This is a genomic window from Streptomyces fulvorobeus, assembly GCF_013167895.1.
Taxonomy (GTDB): domain Bacteria; phylum Actinomycetota; class Actinomycetes; order Streptomycetales; family Streptomycetaceae; genus Streptomyces; species Streptomyces fulvorobeus.
In genome coordinates this window covers 6,142,668-6,160,983 of the sequence record NZ_BLWC01000001.1, presented here as the reverse complement: position 1 = coordinate 6,160,983, position 18,316 = coordinate 6,142,668, and the positions used below count along the sequence as shown (strand labels likewise).

General features: G+C 68.2%; 14 protein-coding genes and 2 pseudogenes. 6 read left to right on the top strand and 10 right to left on the bottom strand.

What is annotated here, in order from left to right; genetic code table 11:
* Positions 1–98: 98 nt before the first annotated feature.
* The 7 genes from Sfulv_RS27915 to Sfulv_RS27885 form a co-directional block, all read right to left on the bottom strand.
* The gene (locus Sfulv_RS27915) at positions 99–1,310 is read right to left on the bottom strand and encodes a metal-dependent hydrolase family protein (protein ID WP_173317201.1); all 1,212 of its coding nucleotides are present in this window, start codon (positions 1,308–1,310) and stop codon (positions 99–101) included.
* Between the two features lie 45 nt (positions 1,311–1,355).
* Positions 1,356–2,972: a flavin monoamine oxidase family protein gene (locus Sfulv_RS27910; RefSeq protein WP_173317200.1), complete on the bottom strand. Its 1,617-nt coding sequence runs from the start codon at positions 2,970–2,972 to the stop codon at positions 1,356–1,358.
* A 332-nt stretch (positions 2,973–3,304) separates the two neighbouring features.
* Positions 3,305–4,150 (bottom strand): oxidoreductase, encoded by an 846-nt coding sequence (locus tag Sfulv_RS27905; protein WP_173317199.1) that lies wholly within the window; start codon positions 4,148–4,150, stop codon positions 3,305–3,307.
* Between the two features lie 393 nt (positions 4,151–4,543).
* A complete protein-coding gene (locus Sfulv_RS27900) occupies positions 4,544–5,818 on the bottom strand; it encodes a metal-dependent hydrolase family protein (protein WP_256669163.1) in 1,275 nt (424 codons plus the stop codon).
* A 90-nt stretch (positions 5,819–5,908) separates the two neighbouring features.
* Positions 5,909–7,648: a flavin monoamine oxidase family protein gene (locus Sfulv_RS27895; RefSeq protein WP_173317198.1), complete on the bottom strand. Its 1,740-nt coding sequence runs from the start codon at positions 7,646–7,648 to the stop codon at positions 5,909–5,911.
* Positions 7,648–9,222: a glutamate--cysteine ligase family protein gene (locus tag Sfulv_RS27890; RefSeq protein WP_173317197.1), complete on the bottom strand. Its 1,575-nt coding sequence runs from the start codon at positions 9,220–9,222 to the stop codon at positions 7,648–7,650. Before Sfulv_RS27890 ends, Sfulv_RS27895 begins: the two co-directional genes overlap by 1 nt.
* Before the next feature lie 154 nt (positions 9,223–9,376).
* Positions 9,377–10,030, bottom strand: a complete 654-nt coding sequence (locus Sfulv_RS27885; protein WP_173317196.1) for a hypothetical protein — start codon at positions 10,028–10,030, stop codon at positions 9,377–9,379.
* Positions 10,031–10,917: 887 nt separating this feature from the next.
* On the opposite strand from Sfulv_RS27885, the gene Sfulv_RS27880 reads away from it, so the two are divergent.
* Together Sfulv_RS27880 and Sfulv_RS27875 are read left to right on the top strand one after the other, a co-directional pair.
* The gene (locus tag Sfulv_RS27880) at positions 10,918–11,919 is read left to right on the top strand and encodes a GlxA family transcriptional regulator (RefSeq protein ID WP_173317195.1); all 1,002 of its coding nucleotides are present in this window, start codon (positions 10,918–10,920) and stop codon (positions 11,917–11,919) included.
* The gene (locus Sfulv_RS27875) at positions 11,916–12,524 is read left to right on the top strand and encodes a DJ-1/PfpI family protein (RefSeq protein WP_173317194.1); all 609 of its coding nucleotides are present in this window, start codon (positions 11,916–11,918) and stop codon (positions 12,522–12,524) included. Before Sfulv_RS27880 ends, Sfulv_RS27875 begins: the two co-directional genes overlap by 4 nt.
* 397 nt (positions 12,525–12,921) lie before the next feature.
* Here Sfulv_RS27875 and Sfulv_RS27870 read toward each other — a convergent pair whose 3' ends face one another.
* Positions 12,922–13,293: a substrate-binding domain-containing protein gene (locus Sfulv_RS27870; RefSeq protein WP_173317193.1), complete on the bottom strand. Its 372-nt coding sequence runs from the start codon at positions 13,291–13,293 to the stop codon at positions 12,922–12,924.
* A 179-nt stretch (positions 13,294–13,472) separates the two neighbouring features.
* Between Sfulv_RS27870 and Sfulv_RS27865 the strand changes: the two genes are divergently transcribed.
* Both Sfulv_RS27865 and Sfulv_RS27860 read left to right on the top strand, forming a co-directional pair.
* The gene (locus Sfulv_RS27865; protein ID WP_173317192.1) at positions 13,473–14,048 is read left to right on the top strand and encodes a hypothetical protein; all 576 of its coding nucleotides are present in this window, start codon (positions 13,473–13,475) and stop codon (positions 14,046–14,048) included.
* A gap of 112 nt (positions 14,049–14,160) precedes the next feature.
* Positions 14,161–14,763: pseudogene (locus Sfulv_RS27860) on the top strand (transposase); the annotation flags it as partial.
* Positions 14,764–15,054: 291 nt separating this feature from the next.
* Here Sfulv_RS27860 and Sfulv_RS27855 read toward each other — a convergent pair.
* Positions 15,055–15,190: pseudogene (locus Sfulv_RS27855) on the bottom strand (helix-turn-helix domain-containing protein); the annotation flags it as partial.
* 766 nt (positions 15,191–15,956) lie between these two features.
* Here Sfulv_RS27855 and Sfulv_RS27850 point away from each other — a divergent pair.
* Together Sfulv_RS27850 and Sfulv_RS27845 are read left to right on the top strand one after the other, a co-directional pair.
* Entirely contained in the window at positions 15,957–16,709 is a 753-nt protein-coding gene (locus Sfulv_RS27850; protein WP_173317191.1) for a 3-methyl-L-tyrosine peroxygenase-related protein, read from the top strand.
* Positions 16,710–16,767: 58 nt separating this feature from the next.
* Entirely contained in the window at positions 16,768–17,451 is a 684-nt protein-coding gene (locus tag Sfulv_RS27845) for an O-methyltransferase (protein WP_173317190.1), read from the top strand.
* Between the two features lie 262 nt (positions 17,452–17,713).
* On the opposite strand, the gene Sfulv_RS31625 is transcribed toward Sfulv_RS27845, so the two are convergent.
* The gene (locus Sfulv_RS31625) at positions 17,714–18,001 is read right to left on the bottom strand and encodes an SPW repeat protein (protein ID WP_173317189.1); all 288 of its coding nucleotides are present in this window, start codon (positions 17,999–18,001) and stop codon (positions 17,714–17,716) included.
* Positions 18,002–18,316: the final 315 nt, after the last annotated feature.

Genomic DNA, 18,316 nt, shown 5'->3' with positions numbered 1-18,316 from the left:
GGCTGGCTTTCGTGTCCCGCCGGCCCCGGTGCGGACGGCGCCCGGCCGGCCGGAGGGCGGATGCAGGGATCGGTGGGAAACGCCTGTGGACAGTGGCCTCAGGGTTCGCGGTGGATGCGTCCGGTGCGCATGACGAAGTCCACGTGGTGGAGGGCCTCGATGTCGTGGAAGGGGTCGCAGGGGACGGCGATGAGATCGGCGGTGGCACCCGGGGTGATGCGGCCCAGGTCCGGTCGGTCGAGCAGGTCGGCGGCGATGCTGGTGGCGGAGGTCAGGGCCCGGTGGGCAGTGAAGCCGGCGCTGGTCATGGCGGGGAACTCGCGCCAGTTGTCCGCGTGGGGGAACATCCCGGCGTCGGTGCCGAAGGCGACGCGGGTCGTGCAGGCGCTGACACGCCGGCCGTGTCGGCGCAGGGTGTCGGCATGGCGGGCGAGCTTTTCGCGGGATTCCGGCAGTTTGTCGTGCCAGAAGTCATCGTTGTCGAGGTGGTCGAGGAAAATGTTGACCACATGCAGGGTGGGCACGAGATAGACGCCGGAACTGGCCAGCAGATCCAGGACGTCCGGAGTCGCCAGGCAGGCGTGTTCCACGGAACGTACGCCGGCGCTGACCGCGCGCCTGATCCCTTCGTCGGAGAAGGCGTGGACGGCGCAGGGCAGGCCCAGGTCCGTGGCGGCGCCGACCAGGGCGTCGAGTTCGGTCTGCGTGTAGGTGGGGCGGTCGGGTGCGTCGGTCGGGCTGGTGAGCCCGCCGGTGGCGGCGCACTTGATCCAGTCGGCGCGGTGCCGGGCGTCGTTCCGTACGTGACGGACCACTTCGTCGGCCCCGTCGGCTACCGCTCCCAGCTCCGTGGCGCCCACTGCGAAGGAGGTGCGGTCACCGTGACCGGCTCGCGCGGAGATCAGATGGGGTGCCACGAGCAGGCGGGGGCCGGGGATGGTGCCTGCCGCGATGGCATCGCGCAAGTGGATGGCCAGGGGTTCCCGCGAGGCGCCGCCCAGGTCGCGGACGGTGGTGAAGCCGGCGTCCAGCAGGTCCCGCAGTGGAGCGAGGGCGGCGAGGGTCCGCAGGCTGAGCGCATCGGTGAGGTCGGTGTCCGCCACCTCGGAGAGGTGCACGTGGCAGTCGATGAGTCCGGGCAGAACGGTGCGCTCACCCAGATCGAGCACGCGGACACCGCGGCTTGCCGCGGCGGCCCGGCCCACCGTCTCGATTCGTCCGCCGTGCACGAGGATTCGGGCCCCCGGTCTCGTGGTGTCGCTGGTTCCGTCCCACCAGCGCGCCGCTGTCACAAGGATGCGTTCGGGCACAGCTTTCCCCCCAGACTCCGGCCTCCCATCGAGGCCAGGCGGATGTCAGTCAGCGGATGTGGGCAACGGGGTGTAGTCGGGGTCGTTCCACAGGTCGCCGGGCCCGGGGTTCCCGGGATCCGAGCCGCCGCCGAGGAGCTTGAGCACCCCCCAGGCCGCGTTGATGCCCGACGCCAGCGCATGGTCGAGCCAGCCCGGTGACCAGGCCGTGTCGTCACCGGCCAGGAACAGGGCGTTGTGCGGTTCGCCCGGCACCGCGGGGCGGCCGGCGAAGTCCTTCATGAAATGCGAGAACAGATCGCGCTGGTAGGGGTGGTCACCGGGCCGGGACAGGCGGCACATCCCCCGGAAGTTCGGCTGGTTCTCCCAGGAGACCGTGAGGGCCACGCCGTCCGCGGCTTGGCGGCGCAGTTCTTCGGCCGCTCCGGGGTGGATCGCGGCGAGCTCCCTCACGAACAGGCGCACGCGCTCCTCGATGCCGGACGCGGATATCTTCATGGCGTCCTGGCCCCAGGTGTAGCTGAGGTCGATGACGCCCCTGCGGCCACCGGCGCCCTTGGGGGGTCCGTAGTCGGTGGTGTACGTGGCGCGGGGCAGGCGGTCGGTGATGGTGACCCCGTCGAGGGAGGTGCCCTCCCAGAACGGTTCCCGCGTCACCAGCAGCGTCTTGGACGACTGCCAGTAGTTCAGCCGCCGGATGGCGCGCAGCATCCTGGGGCCGAAGGCGGACGCCCCGGGTGTGGTGGAGCGGACCTCCACCGTTGTTTCCAGCAGGTGCAGCTGTGGAGTGAAGATGACGGCCGCGAAGCGTTCGCTCCTGCCGTCGGCACTGTGGACGACTACGCCGCGACGCGCGTCCTCCTCGATGTCCAGCGCGGTGACTTCCGGGCGCAGTACACCTGCGTTGCTCTCCTGGAGACTGACGGGCCGTCCGTCGGGGCCGGTGGTGGGGTGCGTCCAGAAGCCGTCGGCCAGGGCACTGATTCCTTCGAGCGGGAAGTAGTGGGTCGCGCCCTGGGTCACCGTCAGCATGCGCAGTACTTCCAGCATGCTCAGGTCGAAGAAGGAGTCCCACATCCCCGGACCGATCCCAGCGGTGCCGAGGAGGCGGGCCTGTGCGTGGTTCAGTCCCGCCCCGTGCTCGTCCCGGAGGAACCGGTAGAAGGTCCATTGCTCGAACCGATCCACCAGAGCGCGCCAACGGCGGCGTACGGCCGGAAGGTCACGGTCGGCGGCTTCCCGCAGCAGTTGGTGCAGGCCCAGGTCGTCTATGGCCTGTAGCCAGCGGGTGTGGGCCTGATGCAACTGTTCGCTTTCCGGACCGACGTCGGCGAGGCTCCGCGTCTCATGACCCACACCGTCCATGTCCAGGAAGGTGACCGGAGTGACGGCCGCGAAATTGTCCCGTGACGCCTGCCAGTGCAGCCCTCCGAAGTTACGCGCGTACTGGCGCAGCAGCTTCGACGAGTCGGGGAAGCGCATGCATCCCAACTCCGCGACAGCGCTGTCCGCGTCGTCGATGCGACGCGAGTACATCCGGCCGCCGAGGCGGCGTCCTCCCGGGCCCTCGGCGCTGGTCTCGGCTTCGAACAGAACCGGACGGCATCCTGCCCTCATCAGTTCGTACGCGGCCGCCAAACCGCTGCCACCGGCGGCTCCCACGACCGCTATGGGTGCACCGCGTGAAGCCTCGGGAAGACACCCGATACGCCGGTCCCCCGACAGGTGGGCAGCATAATCGAAAGGAAAGTCCACCTGCAGATCACAGGCGGGGACGGGTTCGTCCGCCATACGCGTCACCGCTTCTCGTTGGACCAGCAACCGATGGTGAGATAGAACGAGTATTCCGAAATATGCGGGCCATCCACCGGGCGTATCGGCAATCCAGGGAGTTTCACGCGGAACCGTCGCGTGCTGCACCGGAAAGAGAGTGAGTTCCAGAACGACGGTGTGCCCATCCCGGCCGTCGCGACACCACGGCGCACAGCGCGGGGTTACGCGCTCATGGGAAAATCAGCGCTGCGGGTCGTGTCCTTCCAAGCCTGGAACTCATGGGCGCGGGCTCGGAGCTGAGCGGTGGCAACGTCGTAGGCTTCGGCGCCGAGCAGCAGGTGATGGGGCGGCTCCGGAGCGGTGACGGCCCTGAGCAGGGCGCGGGCCGCACGGCCGGGGTCTCCGGCCTGCTTGCCGACGGAGTCACGGTAAGCGCGGCGCGCGGCGCCGGCGGTCTGGTCGTAGTCCGCGATCGGATCCTGCGTCTCCTGTGCGGAACTGGCCCAGTTGGTACGGAACGCGGACGGCTCAACCGTCATGACGTGGATACCCAGGGGCTCCACTTCGTGCCGCAGGCTCTCCGACAGGCCCTCGACGGCGAATTTCGTGGCGCAGTAGTAGCCCCCGGACGGGTGTCCGACCAGGCCGCCCATCGAGGTCAGGTTCACGATCATGCCCGAGCGGCGGGCCCGCATCCCCGGCAGGACCGCGTGGACGACGCGGGCGACACCGTGGAAGTTGACATCGAAGAGACGCTGCACGGTCTGCGGGGAAGTTTCCTCCACCGCGGCGAAGTAGCCGATGCCCGCGTTGTTGACCACCACGTCGATCCGCCCGAAGTGCTCCTCCGCCCGCGCCACCGCATCTGCCACGCTGCTCTCGTCGGTGACGTCCAGGGCTACGGCGAACGCGTTGTCGTGATCACCGAGATCTCCGACCCGCTCGGTCCCGCGGGCGGTGACCACCACTCGGAAGCCCTCCTCCAGCAGATGGGCGGCGATGCTTCGGCCGAACCCGGTCGAACAACCCGTCACCAGCCAGACGGGTGTTTTCTGCACGCTTTCCATGCTCTCTCTCCTCCAGATCTGCCGGTTCCCCGATACCGGAGCTGTCGATCGAACGACTGAAGAGTCATTTTGAGATCTCCTCGCCAAAGGCGCCTTGACAGCCGATCGCGGAAAGATTCTTACTTCGGGCACCCCTTGCGATGAGCATTTTCCCGGCTGCGGACGCCATTATCCTGAAGCCTCTGCGAGGTGCTTTCTCTCGGGAGATCAGATGTCGGACGTCCGCCTTCCGCAGGAAATCTCGGACGCTGTACTTTTGCCCCCTCGTGGACTGATCAGTACACAAGGGCAGTATTTGGCCGAGAGCGAGCCAACCATTCATCACATGGGTACTGCGCAGGAACTCACGCCACACCGGCATGAATATTCGGCGGGCATACTGTTCGAGCACTGTCAGATGCAGCCAGGAGGCGGCGCCTCCGCAGGCGCGCTCGCCGAAACCGTGTCCCGTGCTGCGCTGACCAGACGACCGTGCTGAAGCACGTACCGGGCACGGCCGGTAGCGGTGATGTCGTCGAAGGGGTCGCCCGCGAGGGCGACGAGGTCCGCTGTCGCGCCGGGAGTGACAGTGCCCAGATCAGGGCGCTGGAGGAGATCCGCCGCGACGCACGTCGCTGCCCGCAGGGCGCGCAGGGGCGTATAACCGTGGGCCACCAGGGTGGGGAACTCGCGCCAGTTCTCGGCGTGCGGGAACATCCCGGCGTCCGTGCCGAAGGCTGTCTTCACGTCGGTGCGTGCCGGCCGGAGGAGTCCTTCGCGCAGGACATCGGCGTGTTCGCGGTAGTTCTGCCGGGTGGTGGCCGTGGAGCTGTCCCAGAAGTCGTCGTCGTCGAGCCGGTCGAGGAAGTAGGTCTGGACGTAGTGGGTGGGTACCAGGAAGGCTCCCGCCTCCTCCATGGCCCGGTACGTGGGTGCGGTGGCGAAGCAGCCGTGTTCCACACTCCGCACTCCCGCGGCCACGGCGCGCAGCACGGCGCGGTCGGTGAAGACGTGTGCCGCGCAGGGCAGGCCGAGGTCGTCGGCGGTGGAGACGATGGTGTGCATCTCCACCCGCGAGTAGGAGGTGCTGGTGGGGCGGCCGACCCGTGAGGAGAAGCCGCCGCCGCCTGCGAATTTGATCCAGTCGGCTCCGGCGCGGGATTGTTCGCGCACGGCCCGGCGCAGCTCTTCGACGCCGTCGGCCAGGGTGCCGATCTGGTGTCCGTACCGCTGGGCCAGGTCGGGCTCCTTGTCCCCGTGGCCGCCGCGGGGGGACAGGATGTTGGGGGCCGCGATGATGTGCGGACCCTCGATCAGACCGTTCTCCACGGCCGTGCGCAGTGAGACGTTGAGGGGGAGATGGGCGCTGCCGAGGTCTCGGACGGTGGTGAATCCGTTGTGCAGCAGGGTGCGCAGGACCGGCACCGCGGTGAGGGTCTGGTACGCGGAGGGTGCTGTCTCCGCGCTCTCGTCCAGGAGGTGGACGTGGCAGTCGATGAAGCCGGGCATGAGCGTGCAGCCGGGCATCTCCAGGATGTCCGTCTTCTGGGCCGGGCGGAGGTCGTGCCCGACCGCTTCTATCCGGCCGTCGCGCACGAGGACGGACACGTTGTCGACCGGGGTGTCCGCGACCGCGTCCCAGACCCGGTCGGGTCGCAGAAGGAGATCTCGGTCGGGGGGCGCTTGCACGGTCACCTCCGGAGTCGGTGGTACGAAAGGCAAGGGCGTCCGGGTGGTCGGCGCCGACACGTTTCCGATCCCTTGGTAGGGCGTGTGGCGTCAGGGTGTGGCGAGAGGCGTGTAGCGGGGGTCGTTCCAGACGTCTCCTGGTCCACGGTTGCCCGGTTCGGGGCGGGCGCCGAGTTGGCGCAGGACTCCCCAGGCGGCGTTGAGTCCGGAGGCGAGGGCGTGGTTGAGCCAGCCGGGGGACCAGGAGGTGTCGTCGCCTGCGAGGTACAGCGCGTTCGGGGGTTCACCCGGTACGGCCGGCTTACCGGTGAAGTCCTTCATGAAGTGGGCGAACAGGTCCCGTTGGTAGGGGTAGTCGCCCGGGCACGACCAGCGGCTCAGACCACGGAAGTTCCTCTCGTTCTCCCATGAGATGGTCACGGCTTCGCCCGCGCGGGCGTGTGCGCGCAGATCGTCCGCCACCTCGGGGTGGATGTCCGCAAGGTCGCGGACGAAGAGGGCTATCCGTTCCTCCAGGGTGGAAGGGGCGATCTTCATGGCGTCCTGGGCCCAGGTGAAGCTGAGATCCAGCACGCCGCGGCGCCCGCGAGGGCCCCGCGCAGGCCCGTAGTCCATGGTGTAAACAGCCCTTGGCAGGCGGTCGGTGAGGGTGACCCCGTCCATGGACGTCTCCGTCCAGAAAGGGTGATCGACGACGAGTGCGGTCTTGGCGGACTGCCAGTAGTGGAGGCGTCGGACGGCCCGCCACAGCCGGGGTCCGAGCACGGGGGTACGGGCAGAGGTGGAACGCACTTCGACGCCGGTCTCCAGAAGACGCAGCTGCGGGGTGAAGACGGCAGCCGCGAATCGTTCGCTGTGTCCGTCCTCGCTGTGGACCACGACGCCGTGTGCGGCATCGGGTTCGACCTCCAGGAGGCGCACGGCGGGCCGCAGTGATCCCTTGTTGATCCCCTCCACACTGCACGTCCGACCTTGCGGGTCGGTGGTGCGGTGGGTCCAGAAGCCCTCCGCGAGCCGGCTGATGCCGTCGGGCGCGTACAGCAGGCCGCTGCCCTCGGTGCACAGCAGCAGGCGCAGTATCTCCATGGTGCTGAGGTCGAAGAAGGAGTCCCAGACGGCCGGCCCCACTCCGGCGGTGCCGAGGACGCGCGCCTGGTCGTGGCTCAGACCCACGGCTTCGGGGTCGCGCAAGAAGCGGTAGAAGGACCACAGGTCGAACCGCGTCAGCACATCGCGCCAGCGGCGGCGTACCGCGTCGAGGTCGCGTGCGGCCAGGTCCCGCTGGATCTGGAAGAAGCCGATCCGGGTCAGCGCCTGCTGCCAGCGCGTGTGTGCCTCCCGGAATCCTTCGTGGAGCCCGTACAGGTCCTCGATCTCTCGTGCGGCGTACTGTTGGCCATCGACATCGAGCAAGGTCAACGGTGTGGTGGGAGCCGCGTAGTTGTCGCGGAACGCCTCCAGCCGTACCTCGAACGTCTGAGCGTACTGGCGCAGCAGCCGTGCGGTTTCGGGGAAGCGCAGACAGCCCAGCTCCACGACGGCGCTGTCCTCGTCCAGAAGGCGCCGGCTGTACATGCGGCCTCCCAGGCGCCGCCCGCCCGGCCCGTGCGCGCTCTCCTCGGCCTCGTACACGATCGGGTGGCAACCAGCTCGTAACAGCTCGTACGCCGCGGCCAGTCCGCTGCCACCGGCACCGATGACGGCCACACGTGCTCCGTGGGCCTCCTCGGGCAGTCGGCCCATGCGCCGGGCGCCGGCGACGTGGGCGGCGTAGTCGAAGGGGAAGTCCACCTGAAGGTCGGTGGCGGGAGGCGGGGCACTTGGGCTCATCACTGACTCCAGGGCGGGTCCGCGGGCAGGTTCCAGGTGTGTACCGGAGCGGCGCTTTCGGCCAGTCGCGCGTACCGCACGGTCAGATCGCCCAAGGGGTGCCGACCTGCGCCACCGGTGTTCCCGGTCTCCCCCGGCACCGCTTCGGAGCGCTGCTCGGCGCGTGCCGTCGACGGTTCCGAGGTGGCGGTCTCGCGTCCGGGCAGGCTCTCCGTCCGTTCTTCCGAGGTGGAGGCGGTCCGGTCCGTCGGCGACGCCGCGCCTTCTCCGCGCGGTGTCTCCCGTCGCCGACTCAGCACCTCAAGGGTCTTCTGCTGCCACCAGGCTCCCGTACGGCCTGTGGAAACCCGCTCATGCAGGAGGTGCAGCATCGTGTCCGCCTCGTCGGCGTCCACCCCCGCCATGGCCAGTCCTTCCCGGGCCTGGGGCAGCAGCTTCAGCACCAGAGCGCCGGCCTCGTACTCCTGCGGGGCCGATCCGGGCGAAGGCCACCACAGGGACGCGCGCAGACCGTCACGCGCGGCCCGATAGAAGTTGGCTTTGGCGCAGGTGAAGGGCAGACAGTGTGCCACGTCGCGTCCTTCCGCGGCCAAGGACAGGGTCAGGCCGACCAGGAAGGCGGTGTTGGCCGCCATGTCCATCGGAGTGGGCCCCGAGGGCAGCGCCCTGAACTCGATGCGCAGGTGTCCGAGCGGGTCATAGACCGGGCGGTTCCATGACCACACCGTGCTGAGGTGCAGGCGGAGCTCCTCAAGTGACGGATACTCCGCTCCCCCGCGGTCGCCGTCGTACGGATCCCGGTTGTGCGCCGGAAGCAGGACGTCGTAGGCGTGGACGGCTTCCTCGAACCCGGCGAGAGGACCGCCGCGCAGCCACGCCCGACCGAAACCGACCCGGGGGCGGGGAGCTCCGGGGCGAGCGCCGCTGCGATCGCCGAAGCCCTGCTCGTACAAGGGAATCCGAGCCTCCTGCCCTCCCCTGCGACCCAGCGGAAACGGGGAGTTGCCCGCCGCGGCCAGGGCAGGCGCCGTGGCGAGCTGGGCGGCATTGAAGGTATGACGGAAACAGTCCGGCGCCACCGTCAGATGGACCTGCCAGGAGCAGGCGGCCCCTTGGACCGCTACGGACTCCGCCCGGAGCACGCCCTCTCCTCCCTCCGCCACGCGGAGGGCGAACGGCGTGGGGCGACGCCGGGCCCAAGCATGTTCCAAGGCGTGGAAGCGCGGCACCGGAGTCAGCGCCTCCGTCGTCACATCCGCTGAGGTCAGTGTGGGCAGCGTCCCGATCGGCACCGCCCTTGCGCCGTGGTGCGGCAGAGACTGGGCCGTGATCCGACGCAGTTGGTGAGCCGCCTGCTCCGCCATCGCGGTGAACGGACGTCCCCGGAGAGGAACGGGTTCCAGATTCGCCTCTAGGTTGAAACGCGCCACTTCCAGGGTGATCAGATCATCCTGGAGAGCCTTGTGCACGGCGACGTTGACCGGGGCCGGGCCACCGTCCTCCCCGATGAGGGACACCTCCAGCTCCGCACCCAGAGACGCCGGAACCACTCCGAACTCCGGTTCCCCCAGCACCTTTCTCAGCGTGGAGAGACAGTCTTCCAAGCGGGCGCGGAACTGCACGTGATCCTGTTCCGTGAAGGTCACCCGTCCGACATCTCTGCCCATGCCCGCTCCCACCTGTGTGCCCGCTCCTGATGTCCGGCACTGCCTCTCATGCCCGCGGCTTTCAGCCGGATGTGGCGACCGCGCGCCACCAGGCCCTGAGCGCCGGTTCCATCCGTACCGCGCTGCGAGTGATCCACTCGTCCGGCTCGCGCTGCGTCCGACCGTACTCGATGACTTGCAGCACACCGTCCGCCACCTCCGGCGGGTTGTCCCGGTAGGCTCCGATGTACTCCACGACAGCCTCAGGCACCTGCTCCGCCTCGCTGAGCACGTCGGCGAGGACCGCGCAGGTGTTACACCACAGGGTGAAGTCGGTACGTGCCAGGAGAGCCGCCTCCGCGGCCCCGGCGTGAAGGGCCACCCAGGAGATGAACTCGGTGAACTGTCGCACCGGTTCCAGCCGGGGAGCCCGGCGCATCTCATCGGGTGACATGCCCAGGGCCGGCGCGAGACCGGCCACCATCCGGTGACGTGCCTGCATCAGCTCATGACCGACGAAGGAAAAGAACCCGCCGGGCACTTCGTGCGGAAACCGGGCCGACAACACGCCGTAAGCCGTGAACTCGGCCTCCTGCGACTGGAACTCGGCGAGAGCGAACCTCCGCAGGTGCTCCTCCTCGATCATCCCCTCCCGGGCCAGGGACAGGAACTCGTTGGCACTGAGATGTTCAGGGATATTGATCCCGACGGTGTCGATGAACTCGGTCGCAGGCACAGAGGAACCTCTCCGGTCGGGAAGCGGTGCGGCGGACATCGCTACAGTCCTACGGATTTCACGGAATCAGAACCCTCTTACGGTGATCATGCCCGCTGTAATCCGTGAGGCGGTTCACTTACGCATCCGCTCCCCTACCCAGTGAGTGCGTCTCAGGCACACGAGGCTGATTTCTCACGAGGGCATGCCTTCCTGTTCCTGGGTCCGCTCCGCCGTACGCCGTGACGCAGCAGAACCCGCCCGGCCTGCGCAGACTCATGGGCCAACGCTCGCCGGTCGCCGCCCTTTGGAGCGGACCCGGCAACGGACTGCACATGACCGGATAACGCGCTGAACGAGCTTCACACGGAATACTTCCGCCTCACTTGACGCGTACCTCCCTCCAGCCTCTGACAAGGATCTGATTTGAGTCGATTCCGCGTACAGCGATTACCCATGCGTCCCCTCGCCGGTTTTTGACGAGAACTCACCATTGCAAGCACCATCCGGCCAGGCTGGCCGGATCAGCCAAACAGAACTCCCGGACGGGCGCGCCGCTGCCCTGCAGCCGTTCGGAATAGAATTGATGCATTCGTCCGATTTCCGATGCCCATCGAGCTCTGCCCATCGGGCTTCGATAATGCCGGACGAGCCGTGGGGGGTTTCAGCGGGTGATGCCGAAGGCGCCGTCTCGGCCTCAGGGCGGTGGCCGGCGTCGGCACGGTGACCGGCGCCGAGCGGGGTGTCATCGCCGACGCAGAGCAGGGGAGCCGACGCGGCTCGGCGAGAGGCTGAGGTTTCCGTGACGGTTGCCGTCACGTACCCCATGATCTTCAGCAGCTTCTCATGGCGCGATCTGTGGGGAGTGTGTCGTAGACGCCATCACGCGGCTCCCCGAGAGTGGAGGCGTGAAGGAGCGCAGCATTGTTTTCGTGATCTACGAGGGGTTTCAGCCTCTCGACCTCGTCGGCCCGCACGAGGTGTTCCAGCACGCCGGGCAGCTGGCCGGCGGATATCGCCACCTGGTGGTGGCACCTCGATCCGGACCGGTGCCGGCGGCCAGCGGGCTTTCCGTCCACGCCGAGTACGGGGTGGACGAGGTGGATCCCGAGAGTGTCGACACCCTGGTTGTGGCCGGCGGCAAGGGAGTCGACCACGCGCGCCTCGATATGGGGCTGACGGGGTGGATCCGAGACGTAGGGGCGAGTGCCCGCCGCGTCACCTCGGTGTGCAGCGGGGTGTTCCTGCTCGCCGCCGCCGGACTCCTCGACGGGCGCAGGGTCACCACCCACTGGGCGCGCGAACAGCAACTCAGCCGGGAACATCCGGATGTCGAAGTCGACTGCGAGCCCATCTTCGTCCGGGACGGGCATGTGTGGACGTCGGCCGGTGTCACCGCCGGAATGGATCTCGCCCTCGCGCTCGTCGAGGACGACCTGGGGCGGGACGTCGCCCATGCCGTCGCCCGCGAGATGGTCATGTTCCTGCGCAGGCCCGGCGGCCAGTCCCAGTTCAGCGTGGCGCTGTGGTCGAAAGAGCCCGCGACCGACCCGATCCGTGCCGCGGTGTCGGCCATACACGCCGACCCCGGCGCCCGGCACGGAATCGCCGACCTGGCACAGAGCGCGCGGTTGAGCCCGCGTCATCTACAGCGCCGGTTCACCGCCGAACTGGGGACGCCGCCCGCCTCGTATGTGGAGCGAGTACGTATCGAGGCCGCCCAGCGTGCGCTCGCTGAGGGTGACGACCCGGTCGAGGCCGTTGCGCGGCACTGCGGATTCGGCACCGCCGAGACGCTGCGCCGCACCTTCCACCGTCACCTGGGCATCGCGCCCTCCGATTACCGGGCGCGGTTCCGGTCCACCACCACCGCCCATGCGGAACTGCAACAGGAACAGGAGCGTTCATGACCACCTACGGACTGCTGATCTTCAACGATGCCGAGGAGTTGGACTTCGTCGGCCCCTGGGAGGTGTTCACCGTGTCCTCGATGCTGCGCGACGGTGTGGACACCGCCGTCCTGATCTCCGAGAAGGCCGGACCCGTGCGTTGCAGCAAGGGCATGCGCGTCCTGCCGGACCACACGTTCAGCGACCACCCGCCCCTCGACGTGCTGCTGGTCCCCGGTGGACTCGGGGCTCGCGAGACGGAGCCGCTGAACCCGGTCGTCACCGGCTGGATCGCCAAGACCGCGACACAGGTCTCGTGGGTCAGCAGCGTGTGCACCGGCGCGGTGCTCATGCACGCCGCCGGGCCCGCGCGCGGGCGGCGCGTCGCCACGCACTGGAGTTACGAGGACGCGCTCGAAGCGCGCGGTGACGTCACCGTCGTCCGTGACGCCCGCTACGTCGTGGACGGCAACCTGCTCACCAGCCAGGGGGTGTCCGCCGGGATTGACAGCGCCCTGTGGCTGGTGGGCCGGTTGCACGGGCGCGAGCACGCACGCGCGGTGCGCCGGTACATCCAATACGAGCCCGCGCCGCCCTACCTCGCCGACGAGCCCATCATCGGCTGACCGCTCCTGACCTCCTGGCGAGCCGCGCTCGGCGCTGTCGACCGACCGCGCCGAGCACCACGCCTACTGCGAGGAACGCGGCGAGCCGACGCCTGCGGACAGTCCGCGGAATGGATCGTGCGTCAGCGATTGACTCGCCGGGTGCAGCTCGACGTGCCGACTGCCATCTGCGATCCGCTGCATGGATTCCGAACCGCACGAACGAATTGCCTCGCGGCGTGCGCGACTGGACGAACTCGGAGAACGGCTGGCCAAGCAGCGGGCGGAGGTGTGGGGCGAGCGCACCAGCTGGCTGTCGCCGAAAGTTTGGAAGCGGATGAGCGTCGAAGCGACGCTCACCATCGGCCAGTCGATCCGGTCTTCCGCCTCGGCGCCGGTCAGCGATGTCAATCGCCCGCTACGCACCGTCTTCCGCGGCAGAAAGGGAGGATGCCCGGACCACCAGTTCCGGCTCGAAACGCCCTTCCGCTTCCCACTCGCTCTCCAGACCGAGCAGGATCCGGACGGCGCTGGCCCCCAGTGCGGCGGACGGATGGCGGATGGTCGTGAGCGGCACAATCGCGAAGTCGGTGGACTCGATGTCGTCGTAACCGATCAGGGAGAGATCCGCCGGCACCCGGACCCCGCCCACGATCAGCCTGTGCAGCAGGCCCAAGGCGAGCAGGTCGTTTCCCGTGACGAGGCCCTCGGAGAGCTCGGTCGCCGGGCGCCGGAGCAGTGCGCGTGCGGTATCGGCCTGGGGGTGAGACTCCCGGCTGCGGGCCTCCACGCCGGTGCCGGCCGGGTCTCAGCCTTACGAAGCCATGGCATGCCCGCGCCGGTGGAGCCCCCCACCCCCCCCGTCTGTACCGGCTCGACGTGCGGGTGTATCCGACCGGGGTGAGGGTGAAGGTGTAGGCGGAGCCGGTGGCACCGTCGGTCATCCGTACTGATCCTGAGGAGCTCCAGATGTCGGAACGCAATACCGTCCTGCGCAGCATGCACGATTTGGGGCTTGCGGCGTGGTTCGGCGGCTCTCTGATGGGCGCGGTCGCTCTGAACGGCGCGGCCGATGCCGAGGGCGGGACATGGCGGAGCGCGGCGCGGATCGCAAGCGTCGGCTGGGCTAGGTGGACACCCGTCAACGCTGCGGCGATCGCCATGCACCTGGTCGGCGGCAGCGGACTTCTGGCCGCCAACGCCAGCCGGGTGGGCACGCAGAAGGGCGTGGCCGCGTCCACGATCGCCAAGACGGTGCTCACCGGCGCTGCCTTGGCCGTCACCGCATACAGCCGTGTGCTGGGCAAGAAGATCGAACTCGCGTCATCGGACAGCCCCGAAGCCCAGGACAAGGCTGTGAAGCATCCCATCGATACCGACAAGGCCCAGCGCGACCTCGCCCGGGTGCAATGGGTTCTTCCCGCAGTCACCGGTGGTCTGATCGTTCTCAACGCTCTGCACGGCGAACAGCAGCGTCCCGCCGAGCAGATGCAAGGAATGTTCCAACGCGTCGGATCGATGACGGCGTGGCCCGGGATGCACTGAGCCCTTTCAGAGTGGCCACTGATGGGGTGACGGCGAGGGGCTGCGACGCACGAGGCACCCGTGCCGTTGAGGGAGGTGTTCGACATCTCAACTCATCGGCGCAGGTGCCTCGTTGGTTCCTTGTTCTGCCGCACTCGACCTGCCGAACGAGCTGGTCGAGTGGGTCACCATGCTCATCGTCACCTGCGCGGGTGACCGCCGCTGCAAACTGCCGCCGCACCAGCGTGCTCTGATCGGTCTGGTGTGTCTGCGCCGGCACGACACTCTCGCGCAACTCTCGGCCGGGTTCGACATCTCCGTCGGGACCGTGCACGCCTGCGTCGGTGCCGTCATCGATCTGCTCGCCGCTCGCGCGCCGGGCCTGTTGAAGGTGTTGCGGGAGACGGATCCCGACTTTACCCTGCTCGACGGCACACTGGTCGGGTGCGACCGTGTCGGAGACGGCCAGGCGGACTACTCCGCCAAGCACCGGCGTCACGGCGTCAACGTGCAGGTCGTGACCGATCCGACGGGTCGGCTCCTGTGGCTCTCGCCCGCGCCGCCGGGCCGCACCCATGACCTCACCGCCGCCCGCACCCACCAGATCATCGGGATCTGCGAGCGCCAAGGCGTCCCACTCGTGGCCGACCTCGCCTACCTGGGCGCCGGCCCCTGGCTGGCCACAGTCGTCAAACGCCGACCCCACCAAGAATTCACCGACACCCAGAAAACCGTCATTGCAACCGATCGGACAGCTTGCGCCCAGGACGGGCTGAATATTCAAACTGGCACCAACTTGGGCCTGAGCTTCACCCGCGACGCCATCTGATCCCGCGCAGGACACTCGAAGCCAAAGCCTTGGCAGATGGCCGCGGGCGAGACAGTACAGGGCGGTGAACCGCTCCGGAAGGGCTGTTCATAAACATGGACCCTGCACGCCCCACGATCCGGCGTTCAGTCCGCGTTGCGTGCGTCGAGGACCATGACGGGGGCGCTGGAATGGTCACTCGTCCCCGCCTCGCCGATTGGCGGTAAGGCCCGGCCCACCGCTGAGCTGTGGTCGGCGAGACCTGGAAGCGTTCGGCGGCCCGGCGGAGCGGCCAGCCGTCTTCGGCAATGCAGCGGGTCAGACGCAGCCGCCCGGGCTCGGTCAGTAGGGGCATCAAGGCGGGGCATGAGGGTCTTCCGGGCTGGTGAGACGTCGCAACCCGCACCGAACCCGGAAGGCTCCCACTCGTTTTCCGGCGCCGTGTTCGTGTGGTCGCGCGTGGCCGCCTTGGCCTCCGCCTCTGCATGCTCCTCCTGTCAACCGAGCGTGAACCAGCCCGCTCAGCCGTCTGCGAGGGCCGCCGCAAGACCCATCCATGACGGCGTTCCTGCCACGACACGGCGTCCGGCGTCCCGTTTTGCCCTCATTTGGTGATCGACATGCTGGGCGCGGGCAATTAGTGCAGTCTGGTGTTTGCGGTGGACTACCGTCCGCGGGAATGAATCCCGCCCTGCTCCGCGGCCGCACCCCCGGTAGGGGTCGTGGCCGGACCACAGGCGGTTTCGGCTTGTGAGTAGGCCACAGGGCACCGCCCGGCCGCGAGTGCGTCGGTCTGGAAATCGACTCAGTGAGGCGTTCGGCGATATGGATTCGTGGCCTCCAGCCTTTGCTGAGGTGCGCCACCCTGGCACCCCTCGGGTGTGTGTGACCGCGTGGCGACGTTCACGGTCTGAGGGCGAGCGTTCGCGACCTGCGAGCAAGCGCAGAGATGCGCGAGTCGGCATACCTGGGGCGCTGAAATGACGGCCGCCCGGTACGACGTGGCACCGCCCACGCTGGACCTGGTACTGCCCGAGGCGGACTTGCCGCCCTCCGGTGCCGAATGCCCGCCCTCTTGCGGGGCGGCGCTCGAACACCGATGGCAGACATCGGAGTGGGTCATGCTGACCCGGCAGGCCCAGCACGGGAAGTCCCTGGTCGGCTTCCCTTCTCCGCGCCAACCGGCGGATCTGGCCTGGCACCGGTGGCTGGTCGGCCACCAGGTCACGTTCCTGGAGTGGTCGCTTCTGCGGGACGTGCTGACACACGAGCAGTCCGCACCGGCTGAGGAGGTGGTCCGGTTGCTGGACCTGTACTCGGCATTGCTGCTGTACGCGGGAAGCTGCTCGCCTGCCCTCTATCACCGCATTGTCCGGCCGCGCATGACACAGGCTCATCCCGCATTCAGTGGCGAGTGGGCACGCGACTACCAGGGACTGCCCCGTCTCCTCAAACGCGCGGCGGACGCCGGCCCGCCCGCCATGGCCCAGGCCGCGCGACGCAATCACCGCGTGCACGCCGCGGTGGCGGCCTATCTCGTCCCCGAAGGGGCCTCCCTGCTCCAGCAGGCCGGGCGCGGGGCGGGAGAAGAGCCCAGCCAACAGGAAGCCGACCTCTACGACCGGTTCTTCCTCAGCCGCCGAGGCCCCGTATGCCGCCATGCACTGAAAGCCCAACTGCTGCCTCGTCTGCTGTGGGTCATCGCGGATCTGGAAAGCCGCGGCCTCTACTACGCCAGTCCACCCCTCTCCCGGGAGGCACTACCCACCACACGGGAACATGTCGTCCACACTGAAGAAACCATCCAGATCCGACTGCGGCAGCAAGCTGTGCAGCTCGCCGACTCACTCGAGACCAACACTGCTCAGACCTGACGTGACCCTCCCACCGGCACTCCGAAAACTTTCACCTCCACCGAAGCACGGAGTTCACATGAAACCGGTAAAGGACGTCGTACTGACCGACGAGCTGCGCCGCTACATGATCGGCCACGGAACGCCCCCGGACCCGGTCGCCCAGGCCCTTATCACCCGCACCCAGGCCCTGGGGCCGGAGGCGCAGATGCAGGTACCACCGGAACAGGGAGCCCTGCTCACTCTCTTGGCGAAGCTCCTGAGTGCCCGCCACATCGTGGAGGTCGGTACCTTCACCGGCTACTCCACCCTCTGTCTCGCCCGCGGGCTGCTGCCCGGCGGCCGCGTCGTGACGTGCGACCTGTCAAGCGCATGGACCTCCCTCGCCCAAGACGCCTGGCGCCGGGCCGGGGTGGCGGACCGTATCGAGCTGCGCCTCGGACCGGCCGTTGACACTTTGAGGACACTGCCCGCTGAGCCACACGTGGATCTCGTCTTCCTCGACGCTGACAAGACCGGATACATCAACTACTGGGAGCAATTGGTCCCCCGCCTGCGCTCTGGAGGTCTCCTCGTGGCCGATAACGTCTTCTACGGGGGCGCGGTTGTGAACGGCAGCGAGGAAGGCAACGCCGCCGCGATGCGAGCCTTCAACGACCATGCGCGGGACGATTCACGTATGGAGACGGTCATGTTGCCCATCGCCGACGGCGTGACCCTCGCTCGCAAACTCCCTCCCAGCGCCAGCGTAGCCACTGAATAGTGCACGTCAGGCCGATCCGGGGGCCAAGCAGCTCCCGCACGACTTCGGGTCCCGGCCGTCTAGCCTCCCGAGGGCCGTGGCGGCGCAGAAGGCGGCACCCTGGTAGGCGTGGTCGCCTCAGACCGGTATGACTGGGCGTTTGCAAATCCGGATGATCAGGCGCGAGCTGTCGTCAGGTCATGGCACCGGCTCGGCAACGCCATCGTATGTGCCCGGTCAGGCCGCCGTACGACCGCTTGGACGCCTGGCGCCACAAATCACGTCAGGCGTTGTTCTCCTTGCGATGCAGTAGCACCCGCAGAGACATTGACACTGCCCCCAAGACGAGCAGGACTGCACCTGCAGCCACGTCGAAGACGTGAGCCCCGTCGCACACCTCGGTGTTCTGCAGCCCGAGTACCCACGGTGAGGCGACCAGCCATGCACCGGAAATGAGAATGGTCCAGTCCGATAGTTGAGGGTGTGCGGGGAGCGGCGCAGGTGGTAGCAGCGCGCTTGATCCCGGACGTGCCGGAGGGCGGCTCCCGTGGTGGGTGCCGCCCTCCGGCATGAGGGTGTGGGTGGGTCAAGGGCGGTAACCGCCCTCGATCGCGAGTCGGGCCGGACATTTCGCGGCGCAGTCCCACTCAACACCCACTCGTGTCCAGCACGCCACCAAGTCTTCCGGGGACCACTCCCGCTGGCTTCGCTGACCTCCGGAGACAGCGTTTGTCGACTGGTTCCGGAGCCGGTTGGTGATCATATGGCTCATGAATGTCGAGCAGAAATGACGGCGTCGCGGTGGGGCGGCGATAAATGGGAAGGCGGGAGTTGCCGAGGGCTGGCAGGATGTCCGCGCTCAGCACCCGAAAAGAGAGGCCCCCAC